Here is a 25247-nt window from a genome sequence, read left to right as displayed (position 1 = left end):
ATAATATTATAGCATCTTGTTATATGTTGTGTCAATCCGCCAAATGGAATGTTTATTGCCTTTGACAAAATAAAAAAAATCAAGAAATCTCGGTTTAATTCCTTTATGTAAATAAACTGTACGTGAAATCAGGTAAAATATGATGTTGAAGAATGATTTGCGGTGGTGGTAGTTTGAAAAAAACGTTGCTTGTAACAAACTCCGAGCAAAGCGCCGCCGCTCTTTCAAAGCTCCTCGAAGAAGAGGGCTACAAGGATATTACCGTTTCCTACGCCGCCTACAGCGCTGAACAGCAGGAGGAGGAATTCGACTTCGTATGTATCAACGCTCCATTGGCGGATGAAAACGGCATTGCGCTGGCAACGCGCTTTGCGAACACTACGCGCGCGAGCGTGGTGATCATCGTACCTAAGGCAAGCGCCGATCAGGTCAGCGATATGCTCAACGAAAAGGGCGTGCTCGTTATTTCAAAGCCGATCAACAGGCACCTCTTTCACCACTATCTGCTGTTCGCGGACTGCTTCAGAAGCCGCCTTCTCAGAGTGGAGCAGGAGAACGACAAGCTCAAGCACATGGTTGAGGATCTCAAAATCATTGACCGCGCCAAGATATTGCTCGTCACCTGTCTTAACATGAGCGAGGAACAGGCTCACCGCTACCTCGAAAAGCAGGCGATGGATATGCAGACCAGCAAGCTTGCCGTCGCAAAACAGGTCATCAGAACCTATCAGAACTGATATAAAACGTCAATTCCGGGGCGAGTTTATCCGCCCGTTTTGAATAAACCACTATTTGAAAGGATTGTTACTATGAGTCGTGCTGCGTATTTAGTGCTCGAAAACGGAACGGTTTTTGAGGGCAAGGCATTTGGCGCCGAAAAAGAAACTATGGGAGAGCTTGTTTTTACAACCGCTATGACAGGCTATCTTGAAACACTCACCGACCCCAGCTACTTTGGTCAGGTGGTTCTTCACACATTCCCTCTTATCGGTAATTACGGCGTCATTCGTTCGGATTTCGAGACCCCTACTCCCGCGCTCAATGGTTATATTGTAAGAGAATGGTGTCAAGCGCCGTCCAACTTCCGCAGTGAGGGCGATCTTGACACCTTTTTAAAAGAGAAGGGCGTTACGGGTATCTGCGGCCTTGACACCCGCGCGCTCACCAGAATTGTCCGCGAATACGGCGTTATGAACTGCCGTATTCAGTACACACCCGAGGTGACCGACGAGCTCCTCAATGAGCTCAAGGGCTTTGTCATCACCGAGGCGGTTGAGAAAACCACGATCTCCGAGATCGAGAACTTCCCCGTTGAAAACGCGAAGTACCACGTTGTTCTCATGGACTTCGGTGCAAAGCACAACATCGGCAGAGAGCTCAACAAGCGCGGCTGCAACCTGACGGTTGTTCCCGCTCACACCAAAGCCGAGGAAGTCCTCGCGCTCAATCCCGACGGCATTATGCTCTCAAACGGCCCGGGAGATCCCGCAAAGAACACCGCTGTCATCGAGGAGCTCAGAAAGCTCACCGAGAGCAAGGTCCCGATGTTCGGTATCTGCCTCGGTCATCAGCTTCTCGCGCTCGCACACGGCGCAAAGACTCAAAAGCTCAAGTACGGTCACCGCGGCGCGAACCAGCCCGTCAAGGAGCTTGAGACAGGCAAGGTTTACATCACCTCTCAGAACCACGGCTACGCGGTTGTTTCCGACAGCCTGCCGGAGGACAGCGAGGTCAGCTACGTAAACGGCAACGACAACACCTGCGAGGGCGTAACCTACACGAGCTTCCCTGCTTTTTCGGTGCAGTTCCATCCCGAAGCTCACGGCGGTCCGCTCGATACCTCGTTCCTCTTCGACCGCTTCCTCAAGATGATGGACGACAACAAGAAGTAATCTCAGAAATATTCAAAAATAGCTGAACATTCTATAAAGTAAGGATTGATAGTATGCCACTGAAAAAGGATATTAAAAGAGTAATGGTTATCGGCTCGGGTCCCATCGTCATCGGACAGGCTGCCGAATTTGACTACGCCGGCACCCAGGCGTGCCGCGCCCTCAAGGAGGAGGGTCTTGAGGTTATCCTCGTAAACTCCAACCCCGCGACAATCATGACCGACAACGCCATGGCGGATAAAATCTATATCGAGCCGCTCACCCTCGATGTGGTAAAGCGCATTATCATCAAAGAAAAGCCCGACAGCCTGCTTTCGACCCTCGGCGGTCAGACAGGTCTGACGCTCTCAATGCAGCTCGCGAAGGAAGGCTTCCTCGAGAAGCACGGCGTTCAGCTGCTCGGCGCGAAGCCCGAAACTATCGACAAGGCTGAGGACAGACAGCTCTTCAAGGACACGATGGTATCCATCAACCAGCCCGTCATTCCGTCGCTTGTCGTAAACGACGTTGAATCCGCCGTTAAGTTCACAAATGAAATCGGCTACCCCGTAATTATCCGCCCCGCATTCACCCTCGGCGGCACAGGCGGCGGTATTGTAAATAACGAGGAGGAGCTCAGAGAAATCACCTCGAACGGTCTCGAGCTTTCTCCGATCACCCAGGTTCTGGTCGAGAAGTGCATCTCCGGCTGGAAGGAAATAGAGTTTGAGGTAATGCGCGACTCCATGGGCAATGTTATCACTATTTGCTCGATGGAGAACTTCGACCCTGTCGGCGTTCACACCGGCGACTCAATCGTTATCGCGCCCGCTGTGACGCTCTCGGACAAGGAGTACCAGATGCTCCGTTCCGCGGCGCTCGACATTATCTCCGCGCTCAAGGTTGAGGGCGGCTGCAACTGCCAGTTCGCGCTCGACCCCGAGACCTTTGAATACGCCGTAATCGAGGTCAATCCGCGTGTTTCGCGTTCCTCGGCGCTCGCTTCAAAGGCTACCGGATACCCGATTGCCAAAGTTGCTTCCAAGATCGCTATCGGCTACACCCTCAGTGAAATTAAAAACGCCGTTACGGGTACGACCTACGCGTGCTTCGAGCCCGCTATCGACTATGTTGTCGTCAAGTTCCCGAAATGGCCGTTCGATAAATTCGTATACGCAAAGCGCGACCTCGGCACCCAGATGAAGGCGACCGGCGAGGTCATGGCTATCGCTCCCACCTTTGAGCAGGCTATCATGAAGGCTGTCAGAGGCGCGGAGATCTCCCACAACACCCTCGATGACAAGGAGTATGAGAAGTTCAGCGACGCTTCCGTTCTGCACCAGCTCAGCGTCTGCGATGACCGCAGAATCTTCTGCGTTTACGAGGCTCTCAAGCGCGGCATTTCCGTCGACAAAATCCACGAGATCACCATGATCGACGAGTGGTTCCTCGAGAAGCTCAGAAACATCATCGCGGTTTCAAACGAGCTTAAGAGCGGTGCGCTCACAGAGGAGCTTTACACAAGAGCAAAGCATATCGGCTTCCTCGACAAGACGATCGAGGAAATGAGCGGTCAGAAAATTGAGAATCCGCTCACACCCGTATATAAGATGGTTGACACCTGTGCGGCTGAGTTCGCCGCCGAGACTCCGTACTTCTACTCCACCTTCGACAAGGAGAACGAGGCTGAGGAGTTCATCGCCGAGCGCAAGAGCGACAAAAAGACAGTCATCGTATTCGGTTCAGGTCCTATCCGTATCGGTCAGGGCATCGAGTTCGACTACGCTTCCGTACACTGCGTATGGGCGCTCAAGAAGGCGGGCTTCGACGTTGTTATCGTAAACAACAACCCCGAGACCGTATCAACCGACTTCGATACTGCCGACAGACTTTACTTTGAGCCGCTCACCACAGAGGACGTTATGGGCATCATCAAGACCGAGAACCCCTACGGAGTTGTTGTCGCCTTCGGCGGACAGACAGCTATCAAACTGACCAAGTTCCTCAGCGAGAACAACGTGAATATCCTCGGTACCTCCTACGACGCTATCGACATGGCTGAGGACAGAGAGCGCTTTGACGAGCTGCTTGAGAAGTACCACATCAAGCGTCCGCGCGGCGTTACCGTTATGACGACAGAAGAAGCTCTCAAGGTCGCCGACACGATCGGCTATCCCGTTCTTCTCCGTCCGTCCTACGTTCTCGGCGGTCAGAACATGATCATCGCCTTCAACGAGGCTGACGTTAAGGAATACATGGCGATCATCCTCGCTCAGAACATTGAAAACCCGATTCTTATCGATAAATATCTCCAGGGCACCGAGATCGAGGTCGACGCCATCTGCGACGGCGAGGATATCCTCATTCCCGGTATCATGGAGCACGTTGAGCGCGCGGGCGTTCACTCGGGCGACTCCATCGCGGTATATCCCGCATGGAACATCTCCGACGAGATGACCGAGATCATTGTCGAAAGCTCGCGCAACCTCGCAATCGAGCTTCGCACCAAGGGTCTGGTAAATATCCAGTACCTCATCTACAACAACGAGCTTTACGTAATTGAAGTTAATCCGCGTTCCTCGAGAACGATTCCGTACATCAGCAAGGTCACGGGCGTTCCGATGGTCGATCTCGCAACCAGAGCGATGCTCGGCGAGAAGCTCGCGGATATGGGCTACGGTACAGGCTTGTACCGCAAGAGCCCGTATATCGCGGTAAAGGTTCCCGTATTCAGCTTTGAGAAGCTGATTAACGTAGACAACCACCTCGGCCCCGAGATGAAGTCCACGGGCGAGGTTCTCGGTATCGCTGGCACCCTCGAGGAGGCTCTCTACAAGGGACTTATCGCCGCGGGATACAAGATGAAGAAGGACGGCGGCGTGTTCATCACCGTCCGCGATTCGGACAAGGCCGAAATCGGCGAGATCGCCAAGAAGTACTACGACCTCGGCTTCAAGATCTACGCCACCGAGGGCACCTCAAAGGTTCTTAACAAGTACGGCATCGACGCTGTCGGCGTAAAGAAAATCCATGAGTCCGACCGCAACAACACCCTTACCCTGATTGAGTCGGGCAAGGTTCAGTACGTTATTTCCACCTCCGCTAAGGGCAGAATTCCCTCGCGTGACTCCGTAAAGATCCGCCGCAAGACCGTTGAGAGAAACATTCCGTGTCTGACCTCTCTCGACACCGCAAACGCGCTCGCGGATTGCCTCAAGAGCCGCTATTCCCAGCACAGTACCGAGCTTGTGGACATAAACAACATGAGAGATTCCAAGACAAAGCTCCGCTTCACAAAGATGCAGGGCATCGGCAACGACTATATTTACTTCTCCACCTTCGGTCAGTGGATCAATAACCCCGAGGCTCTTGCGGTTCGTCTGAGCGACCGTCACTTCGGTATCGGCGGCGACGGCGTTATCCTCGTTGCTCCCTCAAAGGTCGCTGACGCTCAGATGAAGATGTACAACCGCGACGGCACCGAGGGCAAGATGTGCGGCAACGGTATTCGCTGCGTCGGCAAGTTCCTCTACGACCACGGCATGGTCAACATCAAGGAGAAGGACGAAATCACAATCGAGACCCTCAGCGGCATCAAGTCGCTTAAGGCGTACACCACCGACGGCGAGGTCAAGACCCTGCGCGTCGATATGGGCAAGGCTATCCTCGACCCGAAGCTCATTCCCGTTGACCTCAGCGGCGACAAGGTTGTTGACCGCAGAGTGACAATCGGTATGCAGGATTACAGAATCACTTGCGTATCAATGGGCAACCCGCACTGCGTTGTATTCGTCGACAGCGACATCGACAACATCAACCTTGAGGAAATCGGCCCGCTGTTCGAGAACGACCCGATCTTCCCCGAGAGAGTAAACACCGAGTTCGTCACAGTCCTCAACGAAAAGACGATCAAGATGCGCGTATGGGAGCGCGGCTCGGGCGAGACATGGGCTTGCGGTACAGGCGCCTGCGCGGTTGCGGTTGCGGCATGCGAAAACGGCTTCTGCAAGAAGGGCGACGACATCAAAATCAAGCTCAAGGGCGGCGATCTGATCATCAACTACACCGACGAGACCGTCTACATGACAGGCAATGCCGAGAAGGTTTACGAGGGAGAGGTTGAGGTATAATACTAACACCGGTTATCAGATATTAGGAAAAAGTCTGATATAAAGGAATGAATCCACTTTGAAAATCAACAGAAATTTTGACAATCTTGTACCGAACTATCTTTTTGCTGATGTTGCGAGAAAAACCGCGGAGTATGCGGCGGCGAATCCCGACAAGAAGATCATACGCCTCGGTATCGGCGACGTTACCCTGCCTTTGGCTCCCGTTGTTGTGGAGGCTATGAAGCAGGGCGCCGAGGAGCTTGCTCACAAGGAAACCTTCAAGGGTTATCCCGAGTATGAGGGCTATGACTTCCTCAGAGAGGCGATTTCGGGTTACTACAAGAGCTTCGGCGTAAGCGTATCGCCCGACGAGATATTTGTGTCGGACGGCGCAAAGTCCGACTGCGGCAACATCGGCGATATCTTCTCACAGGACAACACAGTCCTCGTCACCGATCCCGTTTATCCCGTTTACGTCGATTCGAATATCATGGCGGGACGAAAAATCATCTACACCGCCTGCAACGAACAAAACGGTTTTTCCGCGATGCCCGACGAGAGCGTAAAGGCAGACATCATCTTCCTCTGCTCTCCTAACAACCCCACGGGCGCGGCATTCACCTTCGGCCAGCTCAAGGCATGGGTCGATTACGCCAACAAAAACGACGCGGTCATTCTCTACGACGCGGCGTATGAGGCGTTTATAACAGAGGATCTGCCCCGTTCAATCTACGCGATCGAGGGTGCGAGAACCTGCGCCATAGAGCTTTGCTCGCTCTCAAAGACCGCCGGTTTTACGGGCACTCGCTGCGGCTACACGGTTATCCCGAAGGAGCTTGAGCGCGACGGTCACAATCTGTATGCCACATGGTACCGCCGTCAGGCAACAAAGTTCAACGGCGTTTCATATCCCGTTCAGTGCGCTGCGGCAGCAGTGTTCAGCGAGGAGGGACAGCGCCAGATCCGCGAGAATATCGCCTACTATCAGGAGAACGCGCGCATTATCGCGTCTGCTCTCGATGAGCTCGGTATCTACTATACGGGCGGCAAGAACTCACCCTACATCTGGCTGAAATGCCCGAACGGCATGGGAAGCTGGGAATTCTTCGACCTGCTATTAAAGGAAGCCAATGTAGTCGGTACACCGGGCGAGGGCTTCGGTGAAAACGGCGCGGGCTACTTCCGCCTGACCTCATTCGGCGACAGGGAAAGCACCGTTGAGGCTGTTGAAAGAATCAAAAAATTATTATCATAAAAGTCAGCTCCGAGGAAACTCGGAGCTGATTTTTGTTAAGCGGCGGTGAAATAATCTTCGCCGGTGATTATTTTATATTCTTCCGCGGTAATCCAGTTTTTAACAACAGCGTTGTGGACTCTCTCGATGCTCCACAAGCCGCTGTCATAATAGCCTTTTACTTTTTTGAAGTGCTTACTCATTCAAGCTCCACCTCCGTCATCATGGCGATATACTCCAAGTCTGCCTGAGCCTTTTGATTTGCTTCGTCCATCAGTCTGATGTACTCATCCTTGCTGTATTGCACCATGTGATATATCCAGCCTCCGTTTGCTTCCGTGATGTCTGTGTTGACCCACAAGGAAAACTCGTCAACGACCTTTTCTTCGGGTCTGACCGCACTTTTTACAATACCGTAATCTGTCATAGTAATACCCCCTCAGACTGTTGAAGTCGGCACATACAGCAGGCGACCGCCTACGCTTTGATGCTGCGTATTTGGAACAGAATCACAAGATAAAGAGAATCCGCCGGCATTAGCACCATAATTCCAAAAACCGCCCAATCGGACAACGCGGTATCCATTCAGATTTGATGTGCAATAGTAGTTGTCGCCTACGGGAAGAGAACTGTTGCCTGCTGTTTCTGACGGCAAGAAAAGCCAGTCATAATCTTTATCGCCATAGCCAAATGCGGAAATATAACCACCTGCATTTGCAAGGGTCAAGCCCGTTGATTTGTAATTGCCGGAATGACTGCTTTCGTTGAAGGAGAAATCATCTGCAATATACACCTGACCGCTGCCCATTGTGCCGTCACCCCAAAGGTTGATTCCGTTGATGTGCTTCCAGCTATTACCCCACAGATTTTCAATTCCGCGATAGCTGACAGATACCTTGCCGTCAGAGCTGAAAGTCGTTTCCGTTCCGGCAACATCATAAATTGTTTCGCTTGCCATACCCGTTGAGTTGCCTAGAGCGGAGGTTGAGCCCGTCAGTGACGAGCAGTTATTTGAATTGACACTTGAGTTTAAAACAACACCCATGCCGATAGCGTTCTGAGTATTAAATGTTCCGAACTCGATAGCCATGAGCAGCTGATTTGCTGAAACAGACTGGATCGTGTCGAGGTGCCAGTTTGGTGATTTTCTCAGAGCGCAGTTCTCCATATTGAGCTTGTTCATTGTCTTGTATTGACCTGAGATCGGCTTGACGCCCGGCAAAGATTTCAGAACCGCGCTGGTGTCAATCGTTGTGTCTGTGTCAACTCCGTCATGGAAAATCTCATATGTTCCTGCTGTTGGTGATATTGCGCGCCAATACATAAAAGACGCCTCGTACGCCGAGAAAAGTACATAGTCAATTTCGTTGCCGTTCTCGTCATAGAAGAGCGGGTGAAGCTTAAAGCCGGCATGCGGCGTCGAGCTGATGTAGTAATTCGCCTTGCGGATATGATATCCCAAGCCGCCGGACTGCTTCTCGAGCTTGAGCGGTACGACCTTGTAGTAGAACTTCGGCTGATAGACCATGACGTCAACATTAGTATCGGATTCTTCAACATTTTCCGGAGAATAGCTGTCGTCTATCACGCCGTTCGAATCGACAACAACGCGCCTGCGCTGACCGTACATCGGGTACGCGTTGAAATCGTTGCCCGCGCTCAGACCGACAGCAGCACCGAGCCTTGTAAATACCTTGTTCTCAAAATCTGCATGCAAGCCAAGGATATCGCCCGAGGTGTAGCCGATATACGCCTTGAGGTCGGATAGGTTCGAATTGGTTTCCGTAATATCTTCATTAACGTCGTCAATAATCTGCACGCCGAAATCAAACACAGCCTTCGCGGTAGGATACTCGGTATCGGTAGAATCCTCGTCAATACCCGCTTCTGAGGTCAGCTTGTTTGACAATGCCTCGTAATTTGCGGCGATGTAGTCGACAACTGCCTTTATCGACGGATAAAGTGTGGTGCTCGTCTTGTTAGAGGCGGTTATCGCGCTTGTTTTGTTGACGGTGTTTTCGTTGTTTACAAGCACCCACGGCTTATACGTTGTCGCGCCGCCGGCTGTGAGTTCGCGCGCGTATTCTGTTCCGTCGGCACACAGCGCGATTTGATAATAATTGTTTGATGTTGTGAGTACAAATGCGTTTTTGCCGTTGACAAGGGCGTTTGTATAAATAATCTTAGGATTGTTTGCGTTGTACACAACGTTTACGGTAGTGTTGTCGAATGTAAACGCGGTGGATATTGGCGCCTTTGTATTGAGAGCGGCATTTACAACGCGGTTCTGCACGGGATGAGTGCTGGTGGTGCTGAGCTCGTCGTCGACAATGATACCGCCGCGCTCGTCAATCAGCTGTACCTCGCGTATTAGTCTGTTGAGAATTGAATAATCAGGATCAGAGGTGACGTCGGTGTCGAGCGCGTCATCGACATAAATCAAAAATCTCTGAGTGTTGTATGTCCTTTGGCTGTCGGAAATCACAAATCTCGCGGCGGCAAATCCCTTTACGTCAAAGGTAATGTCATCGGTAACGGCGGTGGCGGTTCCGTCCTGCTCAACATCACAGTCAACGGCGACCCTGCTGCCGTCGGAATTCACGCCCTTCATCACAACCGAGCAGCCGCTCACGGAGTAAGGCTCGCCGTTTGCCGTGACAGTGAGGTGGATTTTCTTGCCCTTGTCAAACTGCGTCAGCATTATCGTCTGACAGCTGCGCTCACAGTTGAGATCAAGAGTGATTTCCGCGATATAATCGTTCATCTTCTTCCTCCTAGAAATTTATTGAGGATGGGGCTTCCTCATTCACGCGACGATAATAAGAAAAATTGCATAGAAATATGCAATTAAAAATAAATGTTTCCTTGGAGCAATTATTTCTCGGTTGCGCAACACATTAAAATATGCTATAATAATATATTAAAGAATTGTCTGGAGGTGTTTTCTTGAGCGTACAGGTCGGAGAACGCGTTGAAATGAAAAAACCGCATCCCTGCGGCGGAAAAACGTTTGAAATACTACGCGTGGGAATGGACTTCAAAATCCGCTGTCTGACCTGCGGACGCGAGGTCATGGCTCCGCGCAAGAAAATCGAGAAAAACATCAGAAAAATCATCGGAGAATAATTATGTTCGAAAAGATAGAAATATTTGACAAGCGTTATTCGGAGCTTAACCGCAAGCTCTACGAGCCTTCCGTAGCGGCTGACCCCGAGGCTTACCGGAAGATAATGAAGGAAATCAAGTCGATTGAGGAAATCGTGCTCACCTACCGCGACTACAAGACGGCGCTTCAGACAGAGCAGGAGAGCCTTGAAATCCTCGAGGGCGGCGACAGCGAGCTGCGCGAGCTTGCCCAGATGGAGCTTGACGATGCGAAGGAGAAGATAGATGAGCTTTCGGAACAGCTCAAAATCCTGCTTCTGCCCAAGGACCCCAACGACGACCGCAACGTCATCGTCGAAATCCGCGGCGGCGCCGGCGGCGAGGAAAGCGCGCTGTTTTCGGCGGTGCTTTTCAGAATGTACACGATGTACGCCGAAAAGCGCGGTTACCGCGTAGAGGTCGTCAACGTCAACGAGACCGAGCTCGGCGGCTACAAGGAAATCTCATTCATGATTGAGGGCGACGGAGCCTACTCGCGCTTCAAGTACGAGAGCGGCGTTCACCGCGTTCAGCGCGTGCCCGAGACCGAGAGTCAGGGCAGAGTGCACACCTCAACCACCACAGTCGCGGTGCTTCCCGAGGCTGAGGACGTAGAGCTCGAGATTGACCCCAAGGATTTGAAGATAGATACCTTTCGCTCGAGCGGCGCGGGCGGTCAGCATATCAACAAGACCAGCTCCGCGATCCGCGTTACCCACATTCCGACGGGTACGGTTGTAGAGTGCCAGGACGAGCGCAGCCAGTACAAGAACAAGGATAAGGCGCTCAAGGTGCTCAAGTCGCGGCTTCTCAAGGAGAAGCAGGACAAGCAGGCGAGCGAAATCGCCGCAGACAGAAAATCTCAGGTCGGCACGGGCGACCGCAGCGAGCGCATACGCACCTACAACTACCCTCAGGGCAGACTGACCGACCACAGAATCGGACTGACTCTTTATAAATTGGAGGATATCCTCAACGGCAATCTCGACGAGGTGATTGACGCTCTCGTCACCGCCGACAGAGCGGAAAAGCTAAAGGAAAGCATGGAACAGCAATGATAACACAGCATTTGCACAACAATGAAAATGATATAAATACCGCGGGAAGGATTCTCTCAGGCGGCGGTCTTGTCGCGATTCCCACGGAGACGGTCTACGGTCTTGCCGCCGACGCGCTCAACGGAGCGGCGGTCGCGGATATCTTCGCGGCTAAGGGCAGACCGATGGATAATCCGCTTATTGTACATATCGCGGCGTTTGAGGACATCAACCGTTTCTCGCTCGTCCGCGAAATACCGGACGCGGCGTATACCCTCGCCAAAGCCTTCTGGCCGGGGCCGCTGACAATCATTATGAAAAAGGGTAAAGCTATCCCGGATGAGGTTTCGGCAGGACTTGATACCGTAGCGATACGTTTTCCGTCGCACCCTGTGGCTCAGGCGGTTATCCGCGCGGCTGAAACTCCTCTCGCGGCGCCGTCCGCGAACCTTTCGGGTTCGCCCAGCCCGACCACAGCCGAACACGTCATGAACGACATGGACGGCAGAATCGACGCGGTTCTCGACGGCGGCGAATGTGCTGTGGGACTTGAGAGCACGGTTATCACTCTTGCGGCGGACGTTCCGAGAGTGCTCCGCCCGGGCGGAGTGACGGTCGAGCAGCTCAGAGAGGTTCTCGGGGAGGTCGAGGTCGACGACGCTGTGCTTCATCAGCTCGCACAGGGTCAGACCGCCGCAAGCCCGGGTATGAAATACAAGCACTACGCGCCCAAGGCAAACGTCATACTTCTCAAATGCTCGGACGACGCGTACATTGATTATGTCAACAAGAACGCCGGTACGGGCGTTGCGGCGCTCTGCTGCGACGAGGATATCCCTCTGCTGCGCGGCGTAAAGACGATATCTTTGGGCAGACGGCTTGATTACGAAACCCAGGCGCACCGTCTGTTTGACAGCCTGCGGCGAGTCGACGGCTACGGCGGAGTGCTGACTGTTTTCTCACGGCTGCCATCGACGGACGGAGTCGGACTTGCCGTCTACAACCGCCTTATCAGGGCGGCGGGATTTGAGGTGATCGACCTTGACGAGAGTTAAGCTGATAGGTCTGACGGGTCAGAGCGGAGCAGGCAAGAGCACAGCGGCAGAGCTGTTTAAGCAGAGTGGAATGACTGTAATCGACGCGGACGCGCTCGTCGCTAAAATCTATGAAAGCTCATCGGCGTGTTTGAAATCCGTGGCAGCGAGCTTCGGTCAGGACATCATCAATCCCGACGGCTCGCTCAACCGCAGACTGCTTGCAAAGCGTGCATTTGAGAGCAAGGAAAACACCGCTCTCCTCGGCGCGATTGTCCACCCGTTTGTGATCGCCGAAACCCTCAGAATCCTCAAGACTCTCAGCGGCACGGCTGTCTTTGACGCGCCGCAGCTCTTTGAGAGCAACATGGACGCGGTGTGCGACATCATCGTCAGCGTAACCGCGAACGAGGACGTGCGGCTGAGCAGAATCCTCGGGCGCGACAGTGTTACCGAGGAACAGGCGAGAGAAAGGATCCGCGCTCAGTTCAGTGAGGAATTTTTCCGTTCGCACTCCGACTACACACTTGAAAACAACGGCGATATCTCCGGTTTTAAGGCACGGACGTCCGCACTGATACAGAAAATAAAAGCCGAGGTGATGTGATGGCGCAAAATACGCAATACAGAAGATACGCACCCCGACGCGGAAAAAAGACAAAAAAAGGCGGACTGCCTCTGATCGTATGGCTTGTTGCAATCGCGATTCTCGTCGGCGCTTTGGTGCTTTTTGTGGTGAACTGCCAGGGCAGAACCACCAAGAATGTCCTGAAAGTCGCGTATCCGCAGAAGTACAGCGAGTATGTCAACAAGGCTGCCGCCGACTACAACCTGCCGCCGGCGTTAATATACGCGGTTATCCGCACCGAGAGCGGCTTTGATCCCGACGCGGAATCCTCAGTCGGCGCGAGAGGACTTATGCAGCTCATGCCGTCCTCGTTTGAGTGGCTGCTGCAGAAGCGCGGCGAGACGGATAAATACACCTCCGACGCTCTCTTTGACCCGGCTGTCAATATCGATTACGGCGCGTATCTGCTGCGGTATTTTTACGACTACTACGGCACCGAACAGTGTGCGGTGGCGGCGTATAACGCGGGCTTTGTGGTGTCCGACTGGCTCGCGGATTCCTCATACAGCCCCGACGGTGTAACTCTCACCGAGATACCGTATCCCGAGACCTCACAGTATGTCGACAAGGTCGAAAGCGCTAAGTCGGTGTATATTGAGTTGTATTATTCTTAAAATAAACATAATTACTTTTTCAGCGAAAGGAAGATATATATGTCAGAAGAAAAAACAAAGACCGAGCAGCTCCGCGAGCGCATTATGCTCAGTGAAAACAAGGGTGTAAAGGCGCTCGACGCCGAGGAAATCGCGCGCGCGGACGAGTTCTGCGAGGGCTATAAGAGCTTTCTCAACTCCTCTCCCGTAGAGCGCGAGGCTGTCGCCGAGGCGCTCGAACAAGCAAAGGCTAAGGGCTTTGCCGAGTACGACCCCGAGGCGGAATACAAGGCGGGTGACAAGGTTTATCTTGTTAACCGCGGCAAGGCGATCGCGCTTGCTGTAATCGGCAAAAACGGCGTGAAGAACGGCGCGCGTCTTGCAATCGCCCACATAGATTCTCCGCGAATCGACCTCAAGCCCAATCCGCTTTACGAGGCAAACGGTCTCGGACTTTTCAAGACCCACTACTACGGCGGCCTAAAGAAGTACCAGTGGACGGCTATTCCGCTGACTCTTCACGGCGTTGTGGCAAAGACCGACGGAACTGTTGTCAACATCAAATGGGGCGACGAGGCGGACGAGAGCTGCTTCTGCGTGACCGACCTGCTTCCGCACCTAGCTCAGGAGCAGGTGACAAAGCCCATGGCGAAGGCGTTCACGGGCGAGGATCTCAACGTCCTTGTCGGCTCGCGTCCGTATGCCGAGGCTGAGGACGAGAAGGATCTGGTAAAGCTCAATATCATGTCGATCCTAAACGAAAAGTACGGCATTACCGAGAACGACTTTCTTTCCGCCGAGCTGTGCCTTGTGCCGACCTTCAAGGCGAAGGACATCGGCTTTGACCGCAGCATGATCGGCGCTTACGGCCACGACGACAAGGTCTGCGCTTATCCCGCGCTCATTGCGGCGTTCGACGCGGGCGTGCCCGAGGACACCTGTGTCACCTACCTCGCGGACAAGGAGGAAATCGGAAGCGACGGCAACACCGGTATGCAGAGCGATTTCCTGCGCTACTTCATCTACGACCTCGCCGCTCAGGACGGCGTTGAGGGTTACCGCGCTCTCTCAAAGAGTATCTGCCTCTCAGCCGACGTCAACGCAGCCTTCGACCCGACCTACGCTTCCGCGTTCGAGGCGAAGAACAGCTGCTATATCAATAACGGCGTTGTTATCTCAAAGTACACGGGTCACGGCGGCAAGTACGACACCTCCGACGCGTCCGCCGAGTATATGGGCAAAATCCGCGCAATGCTCGAGAAAAACAACATTCTCTGGCAGATCGGCGAGCTCGGCAGGGTAGACCTCGGCGGCGGCGGTACGATCGCAAAGTATGTCGCGAACATGAACGTCGATGTTATCGACCTCGGCGTACCCGTTCTTTCAATGCACGCTCCCTTTGAAATCGTATCAAAAACCGACGTATATATGGCTTACCGCGCGTTCCTGGAGTTCTTCAGGGCGTAAACGGAGTTTAGAGGTGTTAATATGGATAATATCACTGTTTACTGCAGCCAGTGCGGAAACCCGATTGCCTGTGAGGCAGGCAGAGAATTTGTTTTCTGTACAAGATGCGGCCACAAGATCATTCTCACACCGCCGCAGCCTGTAGAACAGGAAGTCACCGAGCCGCAGCAGCCCGAACCTGAGGTTACAGAGCCGCAGCCTGATTCCGTTCCCGAAAAAACCGTATCTGACGAGCCTGCGCCCGCAGAGGAACAGCCCGAAGCTGCCGAGAACGCCGAGTACAGACCCGAACCGCCGGCTGAATACCAACCCGAACCGCCCGCGGCACCCGAGAATGTTGAATATCAGCCTGTACCGCCTGTGCAGCCTGTTCCTGCACCTGTTCCTGTTCCCGCGGCACCTGTTATGCCGATGCCGAGACCTGTTTATCAGCAGCCCGTTGCCGTTGAACCGAAGGCGGACTTGTCGCTCGCGATTTCGTGCTACAACCGCGGCGACTACGACACCGCCGACAAGTGCCTGGCTATGCTTTTTGACACCGAGTCCGAGAATTCGGGCGTATGGTTCTGCGCCTGCAAGGTGCTCGCCGCGAAGAAGCCGGAGAATCCCGGGCAGGCGTTGGTTAAGTACGTTAACTTTGCTGCGGAGTGTCTCCGTCTCAGCGGCGACAACCCCGAGGCGCGCGGACAATTGACAATCGAGTTCAACCATATGCTCAAGAACACCGTCGACGCCGTAGTGAACGGCAGAATGTACTTTGAGCCATACGACGGCAACATAATGTCTGAGAGCGTGCCCACGATGCGCTATCAGCCGCTTCAGAAGTCCGACGCGTTCTATCAGAGCTTCTACAGTTGTGTATGCGAGTTCAGAAACAGCGTCAACCCCAACTACCGCGACGACTACTTCCGTTCGCTCTGGAACGACGCTTTTTACTGCATTGCCCATGTCCTGAGCAAGCAGCTCGCCGACGACATGAACGCCACCAAGATGTTTTACTGGTACAAGTCGGAGCTGAACGCGCGCACTCCCGGAAACAATGCCTACCGCGCTCTGTGCGACTTCATCTACGGCTACAAAAATACATTTGTGACTATGTTCAACCGCGTTCCGTTCAAGGACGCGCGCACAACGCTTGTCAACCGCATTATCTACCTCGACAGGTGGCTGTTGAAGCTCAAGTACATGGATATGCGCGGAATTTACGTCCTCCACATTCAGGACCCGCGCCAGCGCGCCGCAATCGAGCAGGAAATGCGCGACTACAAAATCATGCTTTCACGTTCATAACATAAAAAAGCCGCAGTCTTTATGGCTGCGGCTATTGTGTTTGATGATATAGGCAAAACCTATATCTGATAATAGCTTTTTCGGATTAGACAATACAGGAAATCCGTAGTATACTGTAACCATCGAAAGCAAACACAGACAAAACGCTTTCAGATATGCCGGTATAGTTTAAGCAAAACGGTCACCTCATAAGTGTACAGTTGCAGGCGAACATCCTGTTATCGGCGCAAAACGGCGACAGCCGATCATATATACAAAAACTTCTCAAAGGAGGCAAACGCAGTGGCACTGCATTTTAACTCAATGGTCAGAAGCAACTACAGATTCGGGCGAATGTGCCGTTGCTGTTGCTGACCGAAAAAACTATCAACACATCAATTTCGAAAAGAGGAGTAATTATCATGAGCACATTAAAGGAAAGAAACTTACATTTTGAGACAAAGCAGCTTCACGTAGGTCAGGAACAGGCTGACCCCGCAACCGACGCAAGAGCGGTTCCGATTTACGCCACAACTTCCTACGTTTTCCATAACAGCCAGCACGCCGCAGACCGCTTCGGTCTCCGCGACGCGGGCAACATCTACGGCAGACTCACAAACCCCACTCAGGGAGTTTTTGAGGAGAGGATCGCGGCTCTCGAGGGCGGTACAGCAGCTCTCGCGGTAGCTTCCGGCGCTGCGGCGATCACATACACCGTTCAGGCGCTCGCTAAGGCGGGACAGAACATAGTTGCTGCAAAGACGATCTACGGCGGCAGCTTCAATCTTCTCGAGCACACCCTTCCGAACTACGGAATCACCACGACCTTTGTTGACCCCGACGAGGAAGGCGCTTTCGAAAACGCTATTGATGACAACACGAGAGCGATCTTCATTGAATCGCTCGGCAATCCCAACTCAAATATCATCGACATCAAGAAGGTAGCGGCAGTCGCTCACGCGCACAACATTCCGCTTGTAATCGACAGCACCTTTGCGACACCTTATCTGCTCAGACCCTTTGAGCACGGCGCTGACATCGTGGTTCATTCCGCGACAAAGTTCATCGGCGGCCACGGCACGGCTATCGGCGGCGTAATCGTTGAGAGCGGTAATTTTGACTGGGCAGGCAGCGGCAAGTTTCCGCAGCTCTCAGAGCCAAACCCGTCTTACCACGGAGCGGTATTCACACAGGCAGCTCCCGGTGCGGCGTTTGTAACATATATCAGAGCCATTCTCCTCAGAGATACAGGCTCGACACTTTCACCCTTCCACGCATTCCTCTTCCTGCAGGGTCTTGAAACCCTCTCGCTCAGAGTTGAGCGTCACGCCGAGAACGCCAAGAAGGTAGTTGAATATCTCGCAAAGCATCCTCTCGTTGAGAGCGTCAACCACCCCTCGCTTCCCGATTCACCGTACAAGAAGCTCTATGACGAGTACTTCCCCAACGGCGGCGGTTCAATCTTCACCTTCGAGATCAAGGGCGGTGAGGAAGAGGCGAAGAAGTTCATCGACAACCTTCAGATCTTCTCACTTCTCGCCAACGTAGCGGACGTAAAGTCGCTCGCGATTCACCCCGCTTCCACAACTCACTCACAGCTTACGACCGAAGAGCTGCTTGAGCAGGGCATCAAGCCGAACACCATCAGACTCTCGATCGGTACAGAGCACATCGACGATATCCTCGTAGACCTCGAGGAAGCCTTCAAGGCGGTTTATCCCGACTATGTTATCGAGGAGAAGAACGAAAAGAAGGGCTTCTTCAGCAAGTTTATCAAGTAAAATACCATATACATTGTTTGCCATATCCTTGCCATTGTAACCGGCATAATATTAGTCTTCCATTGATTTCAGAAAAGGCAGTACCCAAAGCTAAGCGTCCACGGGTACTGCCTTTTTGTGCGCAAAGAACAGCGAACAAGTTATCCCGCTGTCGGAATAAAGCATAAAAGTGACAGTCCGGGCGGACTGTCACCTGAATTTTGTATATTACCTTGCAAGACCAAGCTGCGACGCAATGAAGACTTCCATTTGTTGTTCAAATTCCGTAAGGGTTTTTTCTACTATGATGCAAGCAAGCAGTTCAAGGACGGCGCTCTTTATGTAAACGGGAAAACCGTTACTCTCGACCTCAACGGCCATTCCATCGTTCATAAAAACGCACGCAAGTACGACATCATCTCCGAAAACGGCAACTTCTCCCTCAAGGATTCCTCCGGCAAGAAAAACGCGGTTAACGGCATTCTCGCAAATGGCGGAAGCGTACTGGTTGACGGCGTAACGATCAGCGGATCGACCGACGCGGGCATCAGAGCCGACAGACTCAGCATGACGATCAAGAACACAACCTTCATCAATAACAGAAACTCTGCGGTAGTGACCGAGCAGGACGCGTACACAACAATCGACAAGTGCTTCTTCAAATCAAATCACGAATCAGCCGTATATAACAAGGATTCATATGTTACAATTTCAAACAGCTTTTTCGATGACAACCGTTCCGATTCGGGCGACGGCACTTCAAAGGTTGGCGGCGCGATATACAGCCACAGCAAGCTCACTGTAGATAACTGCAAGTTCGCCTATAACAAGGCTGAAAAGGGCGGCTTATATTGACGTATACAACAAGCCGTATACTCTTGCCGCGATAAAGGTTGACAGCGTGACCGACGAGCCTCTGAGCGGCGCGCACTTTGCGCTGTACCGAAGCGTTGCCGGTATCGACGGCGAGGTCAAGGATCTTTATCCTATTCCTGGCTGCGAGGATCTCGTCAGCGGTTCAGACGGCGTAATACCGAAGATCGACAACACTCTTGCACCGGGCAAGTATTATCTCACCGAGATTTCTCCGCCTGCCAACCATGACGCTCACGAGGAAGACATCATATTCACGATTGCCGCAAACGGCGTTGTCAGCGTTGACAGCGTAGGGGACAGCGAATATCTGACCGTTAAGGGAACGACTGAATGCAATTATATCATCAAGGTTCCCAACGAGCTGAACCTGCCCATAGGACTTACGATAACCAAAACCGTGACGGGCTCTTTCGGCGACAAAACAAAAGACTTTACGTTTACCCTGGACGTCAAGGACGCTGATCCTGAGGACGAGTATTCGTGGAGCAAAAACGGTGTTCCGCAGGCAGAACCGCTTTGCGACAACTCGACGTTTACTCTCAGACACGGCGACAGTGTAAAGATTATGCTGCCCGTTAACTCAACCGTCACGATCACCGAAATCAGTCAGAATTACTCGACGAGCTTTAAGCTGAATGATACCGCTGTAACCGTTGGCAATACCAAAACCTTCCTGCTGGCTGAAGAGTCGATAATTGCGGTCACAAATAATCTGGACGCAATAATCCCGACAGGCGTATTCCATACAGCGGTCGGCATGGCAGTCTTTATTCTGACAGCATTTTGTCTGCTTGCTTTTCCGGTCATTCTCCGACGCATACACAAAAATAAAGGGCTGACGGCATAAGGCTGCTGTCAGTCCTTTAATGAGGTTTTTATGAAACAAAACAAAGCCAAAAAAATAATTCTTGTTTTGCTTGCCGTGATTTGCGCTGCGGTGCTGGTGTACTCTCTTTATCAGGGGCTGATAATCTACATTCCGCAGAAGCAGGAACAGCACCGTTTCAGTGAGCTGCAGCAAATTGCAGAGCAGGAGAACAGGGAAGAAAAAGACCGCACGGAACCTTCTCAGGGAGATAACGGCCGCCCGCAAAATGAGAGCAGCTCAACATCTGCCGGAGAAGCCGGGCAGCAACTGCATTTTGATGATATAGCGAAGATAAACAGTGATTTCAGGGGCTGGCTGAGGATCGATGATACAATAATCGATTACCCCGTTGTGAAATCGCCTGAATCCGACCCCGAATACTATCTTCACCGCGATTTTGACAAGAACTATTCCTTTTCGGGAACACCGTTCATCGGTGCTGGAGCTGATGAAAATTCAGACGCGTTTGTTATCTATGCCCACAAGATGAACAACGGTTCGATGTTCGGCACGCTTGACGATTATTCCCATACGGATTGGGCAAAGCAGCACGCGGACATTGAATTTGATACCCCTGATGAACACCGCGTTTACCGCGTTTTCGCCGCGGTTCAGACACAGGTCGGCGGTGAAGACGAGTTCAAGTACTACGAAAAAACGGGCAAGCTCAGCGATAAGGAATACAACGCGTTCGTAAAAGAGCTGAGAGATATTTCGGTAATTGACATTGATGATTGTCCGACAAATAAAAAGCAGATCCTTATGCTGTCAACCTGCAGTTACCATACCGAAAACGGACGTTTTGTTGTTGCCGCGTATCGTATTTAAGAGCTTAACCTCCCGCGCCTGTTGGTTCGGGAGGATATTTGCTTTTTTGGATATATGTGTTATAATAAACGCAGTACACGAAAAAAGGAGAATAATATGAAACGAATATCAGTACTTATTATTTCTGTAATTATTGTTTGCTTCAGCGTTATTTCTGCCTCAGCTGTAGATTACAAGTGCGATGTCGAAACCGTATCGAACGCGGTTTATCTGGAGAATCTCAATTCGGGAACGGTGGTTTATGAGAAGGCTTCCGATCAGCGAAGCTATCCCGCTTCCACAACAAAGATCATGACGTTCATCGTTACTGCGGAGAATGTCGGAGATCTTGATCAGACTTCCGTTACGATCAAGCAGGACGTGATCGACGGACTTGACCCGGAAAGCACTGTCATGGGTCTTTCAACGCATGTCGGCGAGCAGGTGTCGGTCAGGGATCTTCTGTACGGCCTTATGCTTCCGTCGGGAAATGACGCCGCGCTCGTGCTGGCGGATTATGTCGGCGGCGGTATCTCCGGATTTGCGGAGAAGATGAACGCCAAAGCCGCTGAGCTGGGCTGCACAGACACTCACTTCGCCAATCCTCACGGGCTTTATGATCAAAATCATTATACGACCGCCCGCGATATGGCACTGATTGCAAAGCACGCCATGACAATCCCCGGCTTCATGGAGATATGTAATACGGTATATTACACTCCCAATGGCTTCAACACCCTTCATAATACAAACTATATGCTCGACCCGGACGCAGAGGGCGGCGCGTACTACTATCAGTACACAAAGGGCATAAAGACCGGCTATCTGGACGAGGCGGGCAAGTGCCTTGTTACCTCATCAGATAAGGACGGCGACAAGTACCTTTGCGTATGCCTCGGAGCGGCTTTTTCATATGATGAAAACGTAAACTACGCGATGAAGGATACCGCGAAGCTCTATGGCTGGGCGTATGAGAATTTGGGCATACAGACGATATACAGCCCTGCAGACAGCCTTGCGTCCGTAGATGTAAAGTATGTCCGCAACGGAAGGGTACTGAATGTGGTACCAGAGAAGGATATCACAGCCCTCCTTCCGAACAATTACGATAACAATCAGCTTAAGGTTGAGGTCAACTGCCCCGAACAGGTTGAAGCCCCCGTTACAAAAGGCGATGTGATCGGAACGGTCAGCGTTAAGTACGAGGATCTGGATCTGGGCGTGACAAATATTGTTGCCTCCGAGGACATTGAGCGTGACATCTCACCCTTAGAGGTGTTTGTCACGGAGCATTTGACACTTATTCTCATTGTGGCAGCCGCGCTGGTTCTGATTATTGTTTTGATCATCATTCTGGCTTCCGCCGGTAAGCGCCGCAAGGCACGCAGGCGTTCACGCGCGAGAAAAGGTCAAAGATACAGAGATTGATTGCATATATCCAAGAATTTAAAGAAGAATAAACCGCTTAACCAGGCATTGCAGCTTGGTTAAGCGGTTATTTTTATATCGATAATAATACGGCGTTGATTTTTTCGGTGGACAAAATCCGCACTTTCTGTTATTATAGTCAAGGTGAAAAATATGAAAGTATTATCATTCTTAAAAAGAGAGCCTATGCTCACGGTGTCGGTTCTGGCGGCGATAGCGGCGCTGATAATTACGCCGCCGTCGTGGGAGCTGCTGTCGGATATCGACTGGCGCACGCTCGGCACGCTGTTTATGATGCTGACGGTGCTCGAGGGCTTCAAAAAGGAAAATATCTTCCGTCCGCTGCTCAGGCTGGCAGGCAATATCCGCTCTATGGTGGGGCTGTCGCTGTTTCTGGTGTTTTCGGTATTCTTTTCCTCGATGTTCGTCACCAACGACGTGTCGCTGATAATCTTTGTGCCGCTGACGATTATCCTGTTCCGCGCGGGCGGCAAGGAGAGGTATATCCTGCCTGTCATCAGCATGGAAAATATCGCGGCTGTCCGCGGCTCTTTGCTGACGCCCTTCGGCAGTCCTCAGAATCTTTTTATCTACGGACAATCGGGCGTTTCGGCGTGGCGGTTTATATCGTATATGTTCCCGATTTGGGTGATTTCAGGCGTTCTGCTTGTGGGATTTGTCGCCTTTTTGTACCGTAAAAATATTCGTCAGAAAACGGATATCGAGAACTTTCAGTTTATCGGAGAGTGGCAGAGGTGGCGCCGCGGCAGGCGGATTGCATATCTGGTGATTTTCGTGCTTGTCATCACTACGATCGTGACGCGGACGGGCTGGTGGTTTGTGGTCGTGCCGGCGGTTGCGGCTGCCGTGTTTTTCGTCGACCGCCAGGTGCTTGCCCTGACGGACTACGTGCTTCTCCTGACGTTTTTCTGCTTCTTTATCTTCTCGTCGTAAATCGCGCGCAACGAGGCGATATCGTCGTTTCTGAGCAGCGCGGTGGCAAACCACGAATACCTTTGGAGTATCCTGCTCAGCCAGGCGATTTCCAACGTTCCCGCGGCGATCGTGCTTTATCCTTTCGCCGTCAACCGCGGCGCACTGCTTTACGGACTGGATTCAGCAGGACTCTGCACGCTGATAGGCTCTCTTGCGTCGGTCATCAATTACCGTCTGTACGTCAGGGACTATCCCGGGAACGGAAAAAAGTTCATTCTGGTCTTTACAATAATAAGTCTTGCTTTCTTCGCGATAGTCGCGGTTCCGGGCTATTTAATCAGCCTGTCGCCGCTGTAGTATTTCAGAGCTCTGTTTATTCGCCGCGATACCGATGATAAAACAGAAGTAGTGCAAATCACACAAATCATTATGTGCTGTTTTGGTGATTTATCTGAAATTCCAAAGAAGTAAACAAATCACGCTAATTTGCTACACTTTTGATACACCCTTTATTCAGGTCGTAGGAGCGGAGTACTCCAACGCGCCGAAGCCGGTGGACTTCCTCTTTGGTGAGAAGTACGGCATCGACCTGAGAGCTGACGGCGGTCAGGTGTATTTCCCGCTGGGCACACTGTCCGATATGTTCGCGAATATGGATTACCTCTATTCAAGCTACAACGGCATAAATATTTATGGGCACCTCTAAAAATATCCAGCCGCCCATAGGCACAAATCTTTCACAGCATATTCTTGCCAAAACTCCTTGTTATACGTCAGTATGACTTCGTCGTTTTGACAATAATCTACTATAAAATATCTGCACCTCTGCACAACTCTATATTTTTAGAGGTGCCCTTATGTCAACGCGGACAACGACATGGACTATATGTACATGCGTGACCCCGAGTACTTCGACCCGATCCTGTGCAGGCATACGCGCGACGCGGAGCTTGCCGCCTTCAATTACGGCGAGCTGTGCTTTGTATTCGACAAGCTCTACGGCTATCCCGGACGCGGAATCCTGTATGAGGACGTTGCGCTCGAGGAGGTCGGCTTGGATCAGGCTCTCAAGGACTTCGGACCCGTCGGAACGCGCACAAAGGAGCTGCTGCTCAGCACGGACTGGGTTGACTATTTCATGGCAATGATCCGGCTGAACACTCTGGTTGAAGACGGCGGACACACGTCGATGTATCTCGCTTCGCACGGCGACGTCTACTCGAACCCGGCACGTGCATGGCTCAGTGCAAAATTGTCGGGTCAAAATTCGTATAACAAATATATTGCAGATATGGCAGAAGTGATGGCACGCGTGCCCTCGACCCTTGACAATCTTATGGGAATGATGGATCTGCGCAGAGAGATGCTGGGCGACGGACACTATTTCACCAAGGGAGATACTGCATTCTATTCCATGAACGGCTTTGTGGCAGATAAGGAACCATGGAAGGAGTACTACGCCAAGGGCGGCAGCTTTGATGATTATGACGAAACGGTATTCATGGGGCTGATCTCCTCGATGAACAAGGCGAAGAATGACCCCGAAATCCATAATTTTGTTATCGATCTGAGCACAAACGGCGGCGGCAGCGCCGATGTTCTTCTGGGACTTATCAGCCTGATCACGGGCGAGCGCGAGGGCTTGCTGAAATATCAGAGCGTTCTCCAGGGACAGAGCATCGATCAGAAGTTCCTCATCGACCGCAACTTCGACGGAAAGTTTGACGAGGCGGACGCGGATGTACATTATGATCTCAACTTTGCCGTTTTGGTCAGCCATGAATCTTATTCCTGCGGAAATCTTTTCCCGTCGATGTTCAGAGACAGGGGATACCTGGTTCTGGGCGAGCGCTCGGGAGGCGGCGCCTGCACGATTCTCGGACTGAACACTGCTGACGGCTTTTATTACCACATCTCATCTTATCAGATGCGTCTGGCTAACGACGCGGGCGAGGTCATCGACGCGGGTATCACGCCTGACGTTGAGCTGGTCAAAACCGGCGCTGACGGAAAAAAGGACTATTCGGATTTCTACGATCTCACATTGCTGTCAAATCTGATCAATGATTTCTACGCGAAGTAATAAGCTGTAAGATATTTTGGATACCGGGATTGTTAGACTTCTACGGAGCAAATTGAAAGAAATACACTTTAGCGGAATAAAGGAACAGCTGCAACAATTT

General features: G+C 51.9%; 23 protein-coding genes. 20 read left to right on the top strand and 3 right to left on the bottom strand.

What is annotated here, in order from left to right; all coding sequences use genetic code 11:
• Positions 1-173 precede the first annotated feature (173 nt).
• The 4 genes from AB1I49_RS10175 (at position 174) to AB1I49_RS10160 (ending at position 7238) form a co-directional block, all read left to right on the top strand.
• The gene (locus tag AB1I49_RS10175) at positions 174-737 is read left to right on the top strand and encodes an ANTAR domain-containing response regulator (RefSeq protein ID WP_186834241.1); all 564 of its coding nucleotides are present in this window, start codon (positions 174-176) and stop codon (positions 735-737) included.
• A gap of 72 nt (positions 738-809) precedes the next feature.
• Positions 810-1892 (top strand): carbamoyl phosphate synthase small subunit, encoded by a 1083-nt coding sequence (locus tag AB1I49_RS10170; RefSeq protein ID WP_407720916.1) that lies wholly within the window; start codon positions 810-812, stop codon positions 1890-1892.
• A 53-nt stretch (positions 1893-1945) separates the two neighbouring features.
• Entirely contained in the window at positions 1946-6001 is a 4056-nt protein-coding gene (carB, locus tag AB1I49_RS10165) for a carbamoyl-phosphate synthase large subunit (RefSeq protein WP_407720915.1), read from the top strand.
• 58 nt (positions 6002-6059) lie between these two features.
• Complete coding sequence (locus tag AB1I49_RS10160) at positions 6060-7238, top strand: LL-diaminopimelate aminotransferase (protein WP_186834244.1); 1179 nt, start codon at positions 6060-6062, stop codon at positions 7236-7238.
• 35 nt (positions 7239-7273) lie between these two features.
• Here the strand turns inward: AB1I49_RS10160 and AB1I49_RS10155 are convergent, their stop codons facing one another.
• Genes AB1I49_RS10155 through AB1I49_RS10145 form a run of 3 tightly spaced genes read right to left on the bottom strand, consistent with a single transcriptional unit; the run spans position 7274 to position 9981 of the window.
• A complete protein-coding gene (locus tag AB1I49_RS10155; RefSeq protein ID WP_186834245.1) occupies positions 7274-7420 on the bottom strand; it encodes an XkdX family protein in 147 nt (48 codons plus the stop codon).
• Positions 7417-7644: a hypothetical protein gene (locus AB1I49_RS10150; protein ID WP_186834246.1), complete on the bottom strand. Its 228-nt coding sequence runs from the start codon at positions 7642-7644 to the stop codon at positions 7417-7419. Before AB1I49_RS10150 ends, AB1I49_RS10155 begins: the two co-directional genes overlap by 4 nt.
• A gap of 12 nt (positions 7645-7656) precedes the next feature.
• Positions 7657-9981, bottom strand: coding sequence for a BppU family phage baseplate upper protein (locus AB1I49_RS10145; RefSeq protein WP_407720914.1), 2325 nt, complete (start codon positions 9979-9981; stop codon positions 7657-7659).
• Between the two features lie 182 nt (positions 9982-10163).
• Here AB1I49_RS10145 and AB1I49_RS10140 point away from each other — a divergent pair, with 182 nt between their 5' ends.
• From AB1I49_RS10140 to AB1I49_RS10065, 16 genes are all read left to right on the top strand, one after another.
• Complete coding sequence (locus tag AB1I49_RS10140) at positions 10164-10343, top strand: DUF951 domain-containing protein (RefSeq protein WP_316610949.1); 180 nt, start codon at positions 10164-10166, stop codon at positions 10341-10343.
• Positions 10344-10345: 2 nt separating this feature from the next.
• Positions 10346-11419, top strand: a complete 1074-nt coding sequence (gene prfA / locus AB1I49_RS10135; protein ID WP_316610948.1) for a peptide chain release factor 1 — start codon at positions 10346-10348, stop codon at positions 11417-11419.
• The gene (locus tag AB1I49_RS10130; protein ID WP_316610947.1) at positions 11416-12453 is read left to right on the top strand and encodes an L-threonylcarbamoyladenylate synthase; all 1038 of its coding nucleotides are present in this window, start codon (positions 11416-11418) and stop codon (positions 12451-12453) included. The genes prfA and AB1I49_RS10130 overlap by 4 nt, the downstream gene beginning before the upstream one ends.
• On the top strand, positions 12440-13039 hold the full coding sequence (gene coaE / locus AB1I49_RS10125; RefSeq protein ID WP_407720913.1) for a dephospho-CoA kinase: 600 nt from the start codon (positions 12440-12442) through the stop codon (positions 13037-13039). Before AB1I49_RS10130 ends, coaE begins: the two co-directional genes overlap by 14 nt.
• Positions 13039-13674: a lytic transglycosylase domain-containing protein gene (locus AB1I49_RS10120; RefSeq protein ID WP_407720912.1), complete on the top strand. Its 636-nt coding sequence runs from the start codon at positions 13039-13041 to the stop codon at positions 13672-13674. Before coaE ends, AB1I49_RS10120 begins: the two co-directional genes overlap by 1 nt.
• A 39-nt stretch (positions 13675-13713) precedes the next feature.
• The gene (locus AB1I49_RS10115) at positions 13714-15120 is read left to right on the top strand and encodes an aminopeptidase (protein ID WP_407720911.1); all 1407 of its coding nucleotides are present in this window, start codon (positions 13714-13716) and stop codon (positions 15118-15120) included.
• A 21-nt stretch (positions 15121-15141) separates the two neighbouring features.
• Positions 15142-16410: a hypothetical protein gene (locus AB1I49_RS10110; protein ID WP_407720910.1), complete on the top strand. Its 1269-nt coding sequence runs from the start codon at positions 15142-15144 to the stop codon at positions 16408-16410.
• Between the two features lie 401 nt (positions 16411-16811).
• Entirely contained in the window at positions 16812-18170 is a 1359-nt protein-coding gene (locus AB1I49_RS10105; RefSeq protein ID WP_407720908.1) for an O-acetylhomoserine aminocarboxypropyltransferase/cysteine synthase family protein, read from the top strand.
• 249 nt (positions 18171-18419) lie between these two features.
• Positions 18420-19004 carry a right-handed parallel beta-helix repeat-containing protein gene (locus AB1I49_RS10100; RefSeq protein WP_407720907.1) on the top strand — a complete coding sequence of 195 codons (585 nt, stop codon included), beginning with the start codon at positions 18420-18422 and terminating at the stop codon, positions 19002-19004.
• Positions 18955-19872: a prealbumin-like fold domain-containing protein gene (locus AB1I49_RS10095; RefSeq protein ID WP_399552669.1), complete on the top strand. Its 918-nt coding sequence runs from the start codon at positions 18955-18957 to the stop codon at positions 19870-19872. The genes AB1I49_RS10100 and AB1I49_RS10095 overlap by 50 nt, the downstream gene beginning before the upstream one ends.
• A 30-nt stretch (positions 19873-19902) precedes the next feature.
• Positions 19903-20721, top strand: coding sequence for a class B sortase (locus tag AB1I49_RS10090; RefSeq protein WP_316610530.1), 819 nt, complete (start codon positions 19903-19905; stop codon positions 20719-20721).
• A 96-nt stretch (positions 20722-20817) separates the two neighbouring features.
• Positions 20818-22128, top strand: coding sequence for a D-alanyl-D-alanine carboxypeptidase family protein (locus tag AB1I49_RS10085; RefSeq protein WP_316611997.1), 1311 nt, complete (start codon positions 20818-20820; stop codon positions 22126-22128).
• A 153-nt stretch (positions 22129-22281) separates the two neighbouring features.
• A complete protein-coding gene (locus AB1I49_RS10080; RefSeq protein WP_407720906.1) occupies positions 22282-23082 on the top strand; it encodes an SLC13 family permease in 801 nt (266 codons plus the stop codon).
• A gap of 42 nt (positions 23083-23124) precedes the next feature.
• Positions 23125-23421 carry a transporter permease gene (locus AB1I49_RS10075; protein ID WP_407720905.1) on the top strand — a complete coding sequence of 99 codons (297 nt, stop codon included), beginning with the start codon at positions 23125-23127 and terminating at the stop codon, positions 23419-23421.
• An 85-nt stretch (positions 23422-23506) separates the two neighbouring features.
• Entirely contained in the window at positions 23507-23770 is a 264-nt protein-coding gene (locus AB1I49_RS10070) for a hypothetical protein (protein WP_407720904.1), read from the top strand.
• 171 nt (positions 23771-23941) lie between these two features.
• Positions 23942-25147, top strand: a complete 1206-nt coding sequence (locus AB1I49_RS10065) for a S41 family peptidase (RefSeq protein WP_407720903.1) — start codon at positions 23942-23944, stop codon at positions 25145-25147.
• Positions 25148-25247: the final 100 nt, after the last annotated feature.

The sequence above is a fragment of the Ruminococcus sp. NATIVEDY160 genome, from assembly GCF_045819885.1.
Lineage (GTDB): Bacteria > Bacillota > Clostridia > Oscillospirales > Acutalibacteraceae > Ruminococcoides.
This window is presented reverse-complemented; position numbering and strand designations above follow the sequence as displayed.

Coding starts and splice junctions, on each gene's coding strand:
- AB1I49_RS10170 (WP_407720916.1), top strand. CDS start 810: ATGAGTCGTGCTGCGTATTTAGTGCTCGAAAACGGAACGGTTTTTGAG.
- carB (WP_407720915.1), top strand. CDS start 1,946: ATGCCACTGAAAAAGGATATTAAAAGAGTAATGGTTATCGGCTCGGGT.
- AB1I49_RS10155 (WP_186834245.1), bottom strand. CDS start 7,420: ATGAGTAAGCACTTCAAAAAAGTAAAAGGCTATTATGACAGCGGCTTG.
- AB1I49_RS10150 (WP_186834246.1), bottom strand. CDS start 7,644: ATGACAGATTACGGTATTGTAAAAAGTGCGGTCAGACCCGAAGAAAAG.
- AB1I49_RS10145 (WP_407720914.1), bottom strand. CDS start 9,981: ATGAACGATTATATCGCGGAAATCACTCTTGATCTCAACTGTGAGCGC.
- prfA (WP_316610948.1), top strand. CDS start 10,346: ATGTTCGAAAAGATAGAAATATTTGACAAGCGTTATTCGGAGCTTAAC.
- AB1I49_RS10130 (WP_316610947.1), top strand. CDS start 11,416: ATGATAACACAGCATTTGCACAACAATGAAAATGATATAAATACCGCG.
- AB1I49_RS10120 (WP_407720912.1), top strand. CDS start 13,039: ATGGCGCAAAATACGCAATACAGAAGATACGCACCCCGACGCGGAAAA.
- AB1I49_RS10115 (WP_407720911.1), top strand. CDS start 13,714: ATGTCAGAAGAAAAAACAAAGACCGAGCAGCTCCGCGAGCGCATTATG.
- AB1I49_RS10110 (WP_407720910.1), top strand. CDS start 15,142: ATGGATAATATCACTGTTTACTGCAGCCAGTGCGGAAACCCGATTGCC.
- AB1I49_RS10105 (WP_407720908.1), top strand. CDS start 16,812: ATGAGCACATTAAAGGAAAGAAACTTACATTTTGAGACAAAGCAGCTT.
- AB1I49_RS10090 (WP_316610530.1), top strand. CDS start 19,903: ATGAAACAAAACAAAGCCAAAAAAATAATTCTTGTTTTGCTTGCCGTG.
- AB1I49_RS10085 (WP_316611997.1), top strand. CDS start 20,818: ATGAAACGAATATCAGTACTTATTATTTCTGTAATTATTGTTTGCTTC.
- AB1I49_RS10080 (WP_407720906.1), top strand. CDS start 22,282: ATGAAAGTATTATCATTCTTAAAAAGAGAGCCTATGCTCACGGTGTCG.
- AB1I49_RS10065 (WP_407720903.1), top strand. CDS start 23,942: ATGGACTATATGTACATGCGTGACCCCGAGTACTTCGACCCGATCCTG.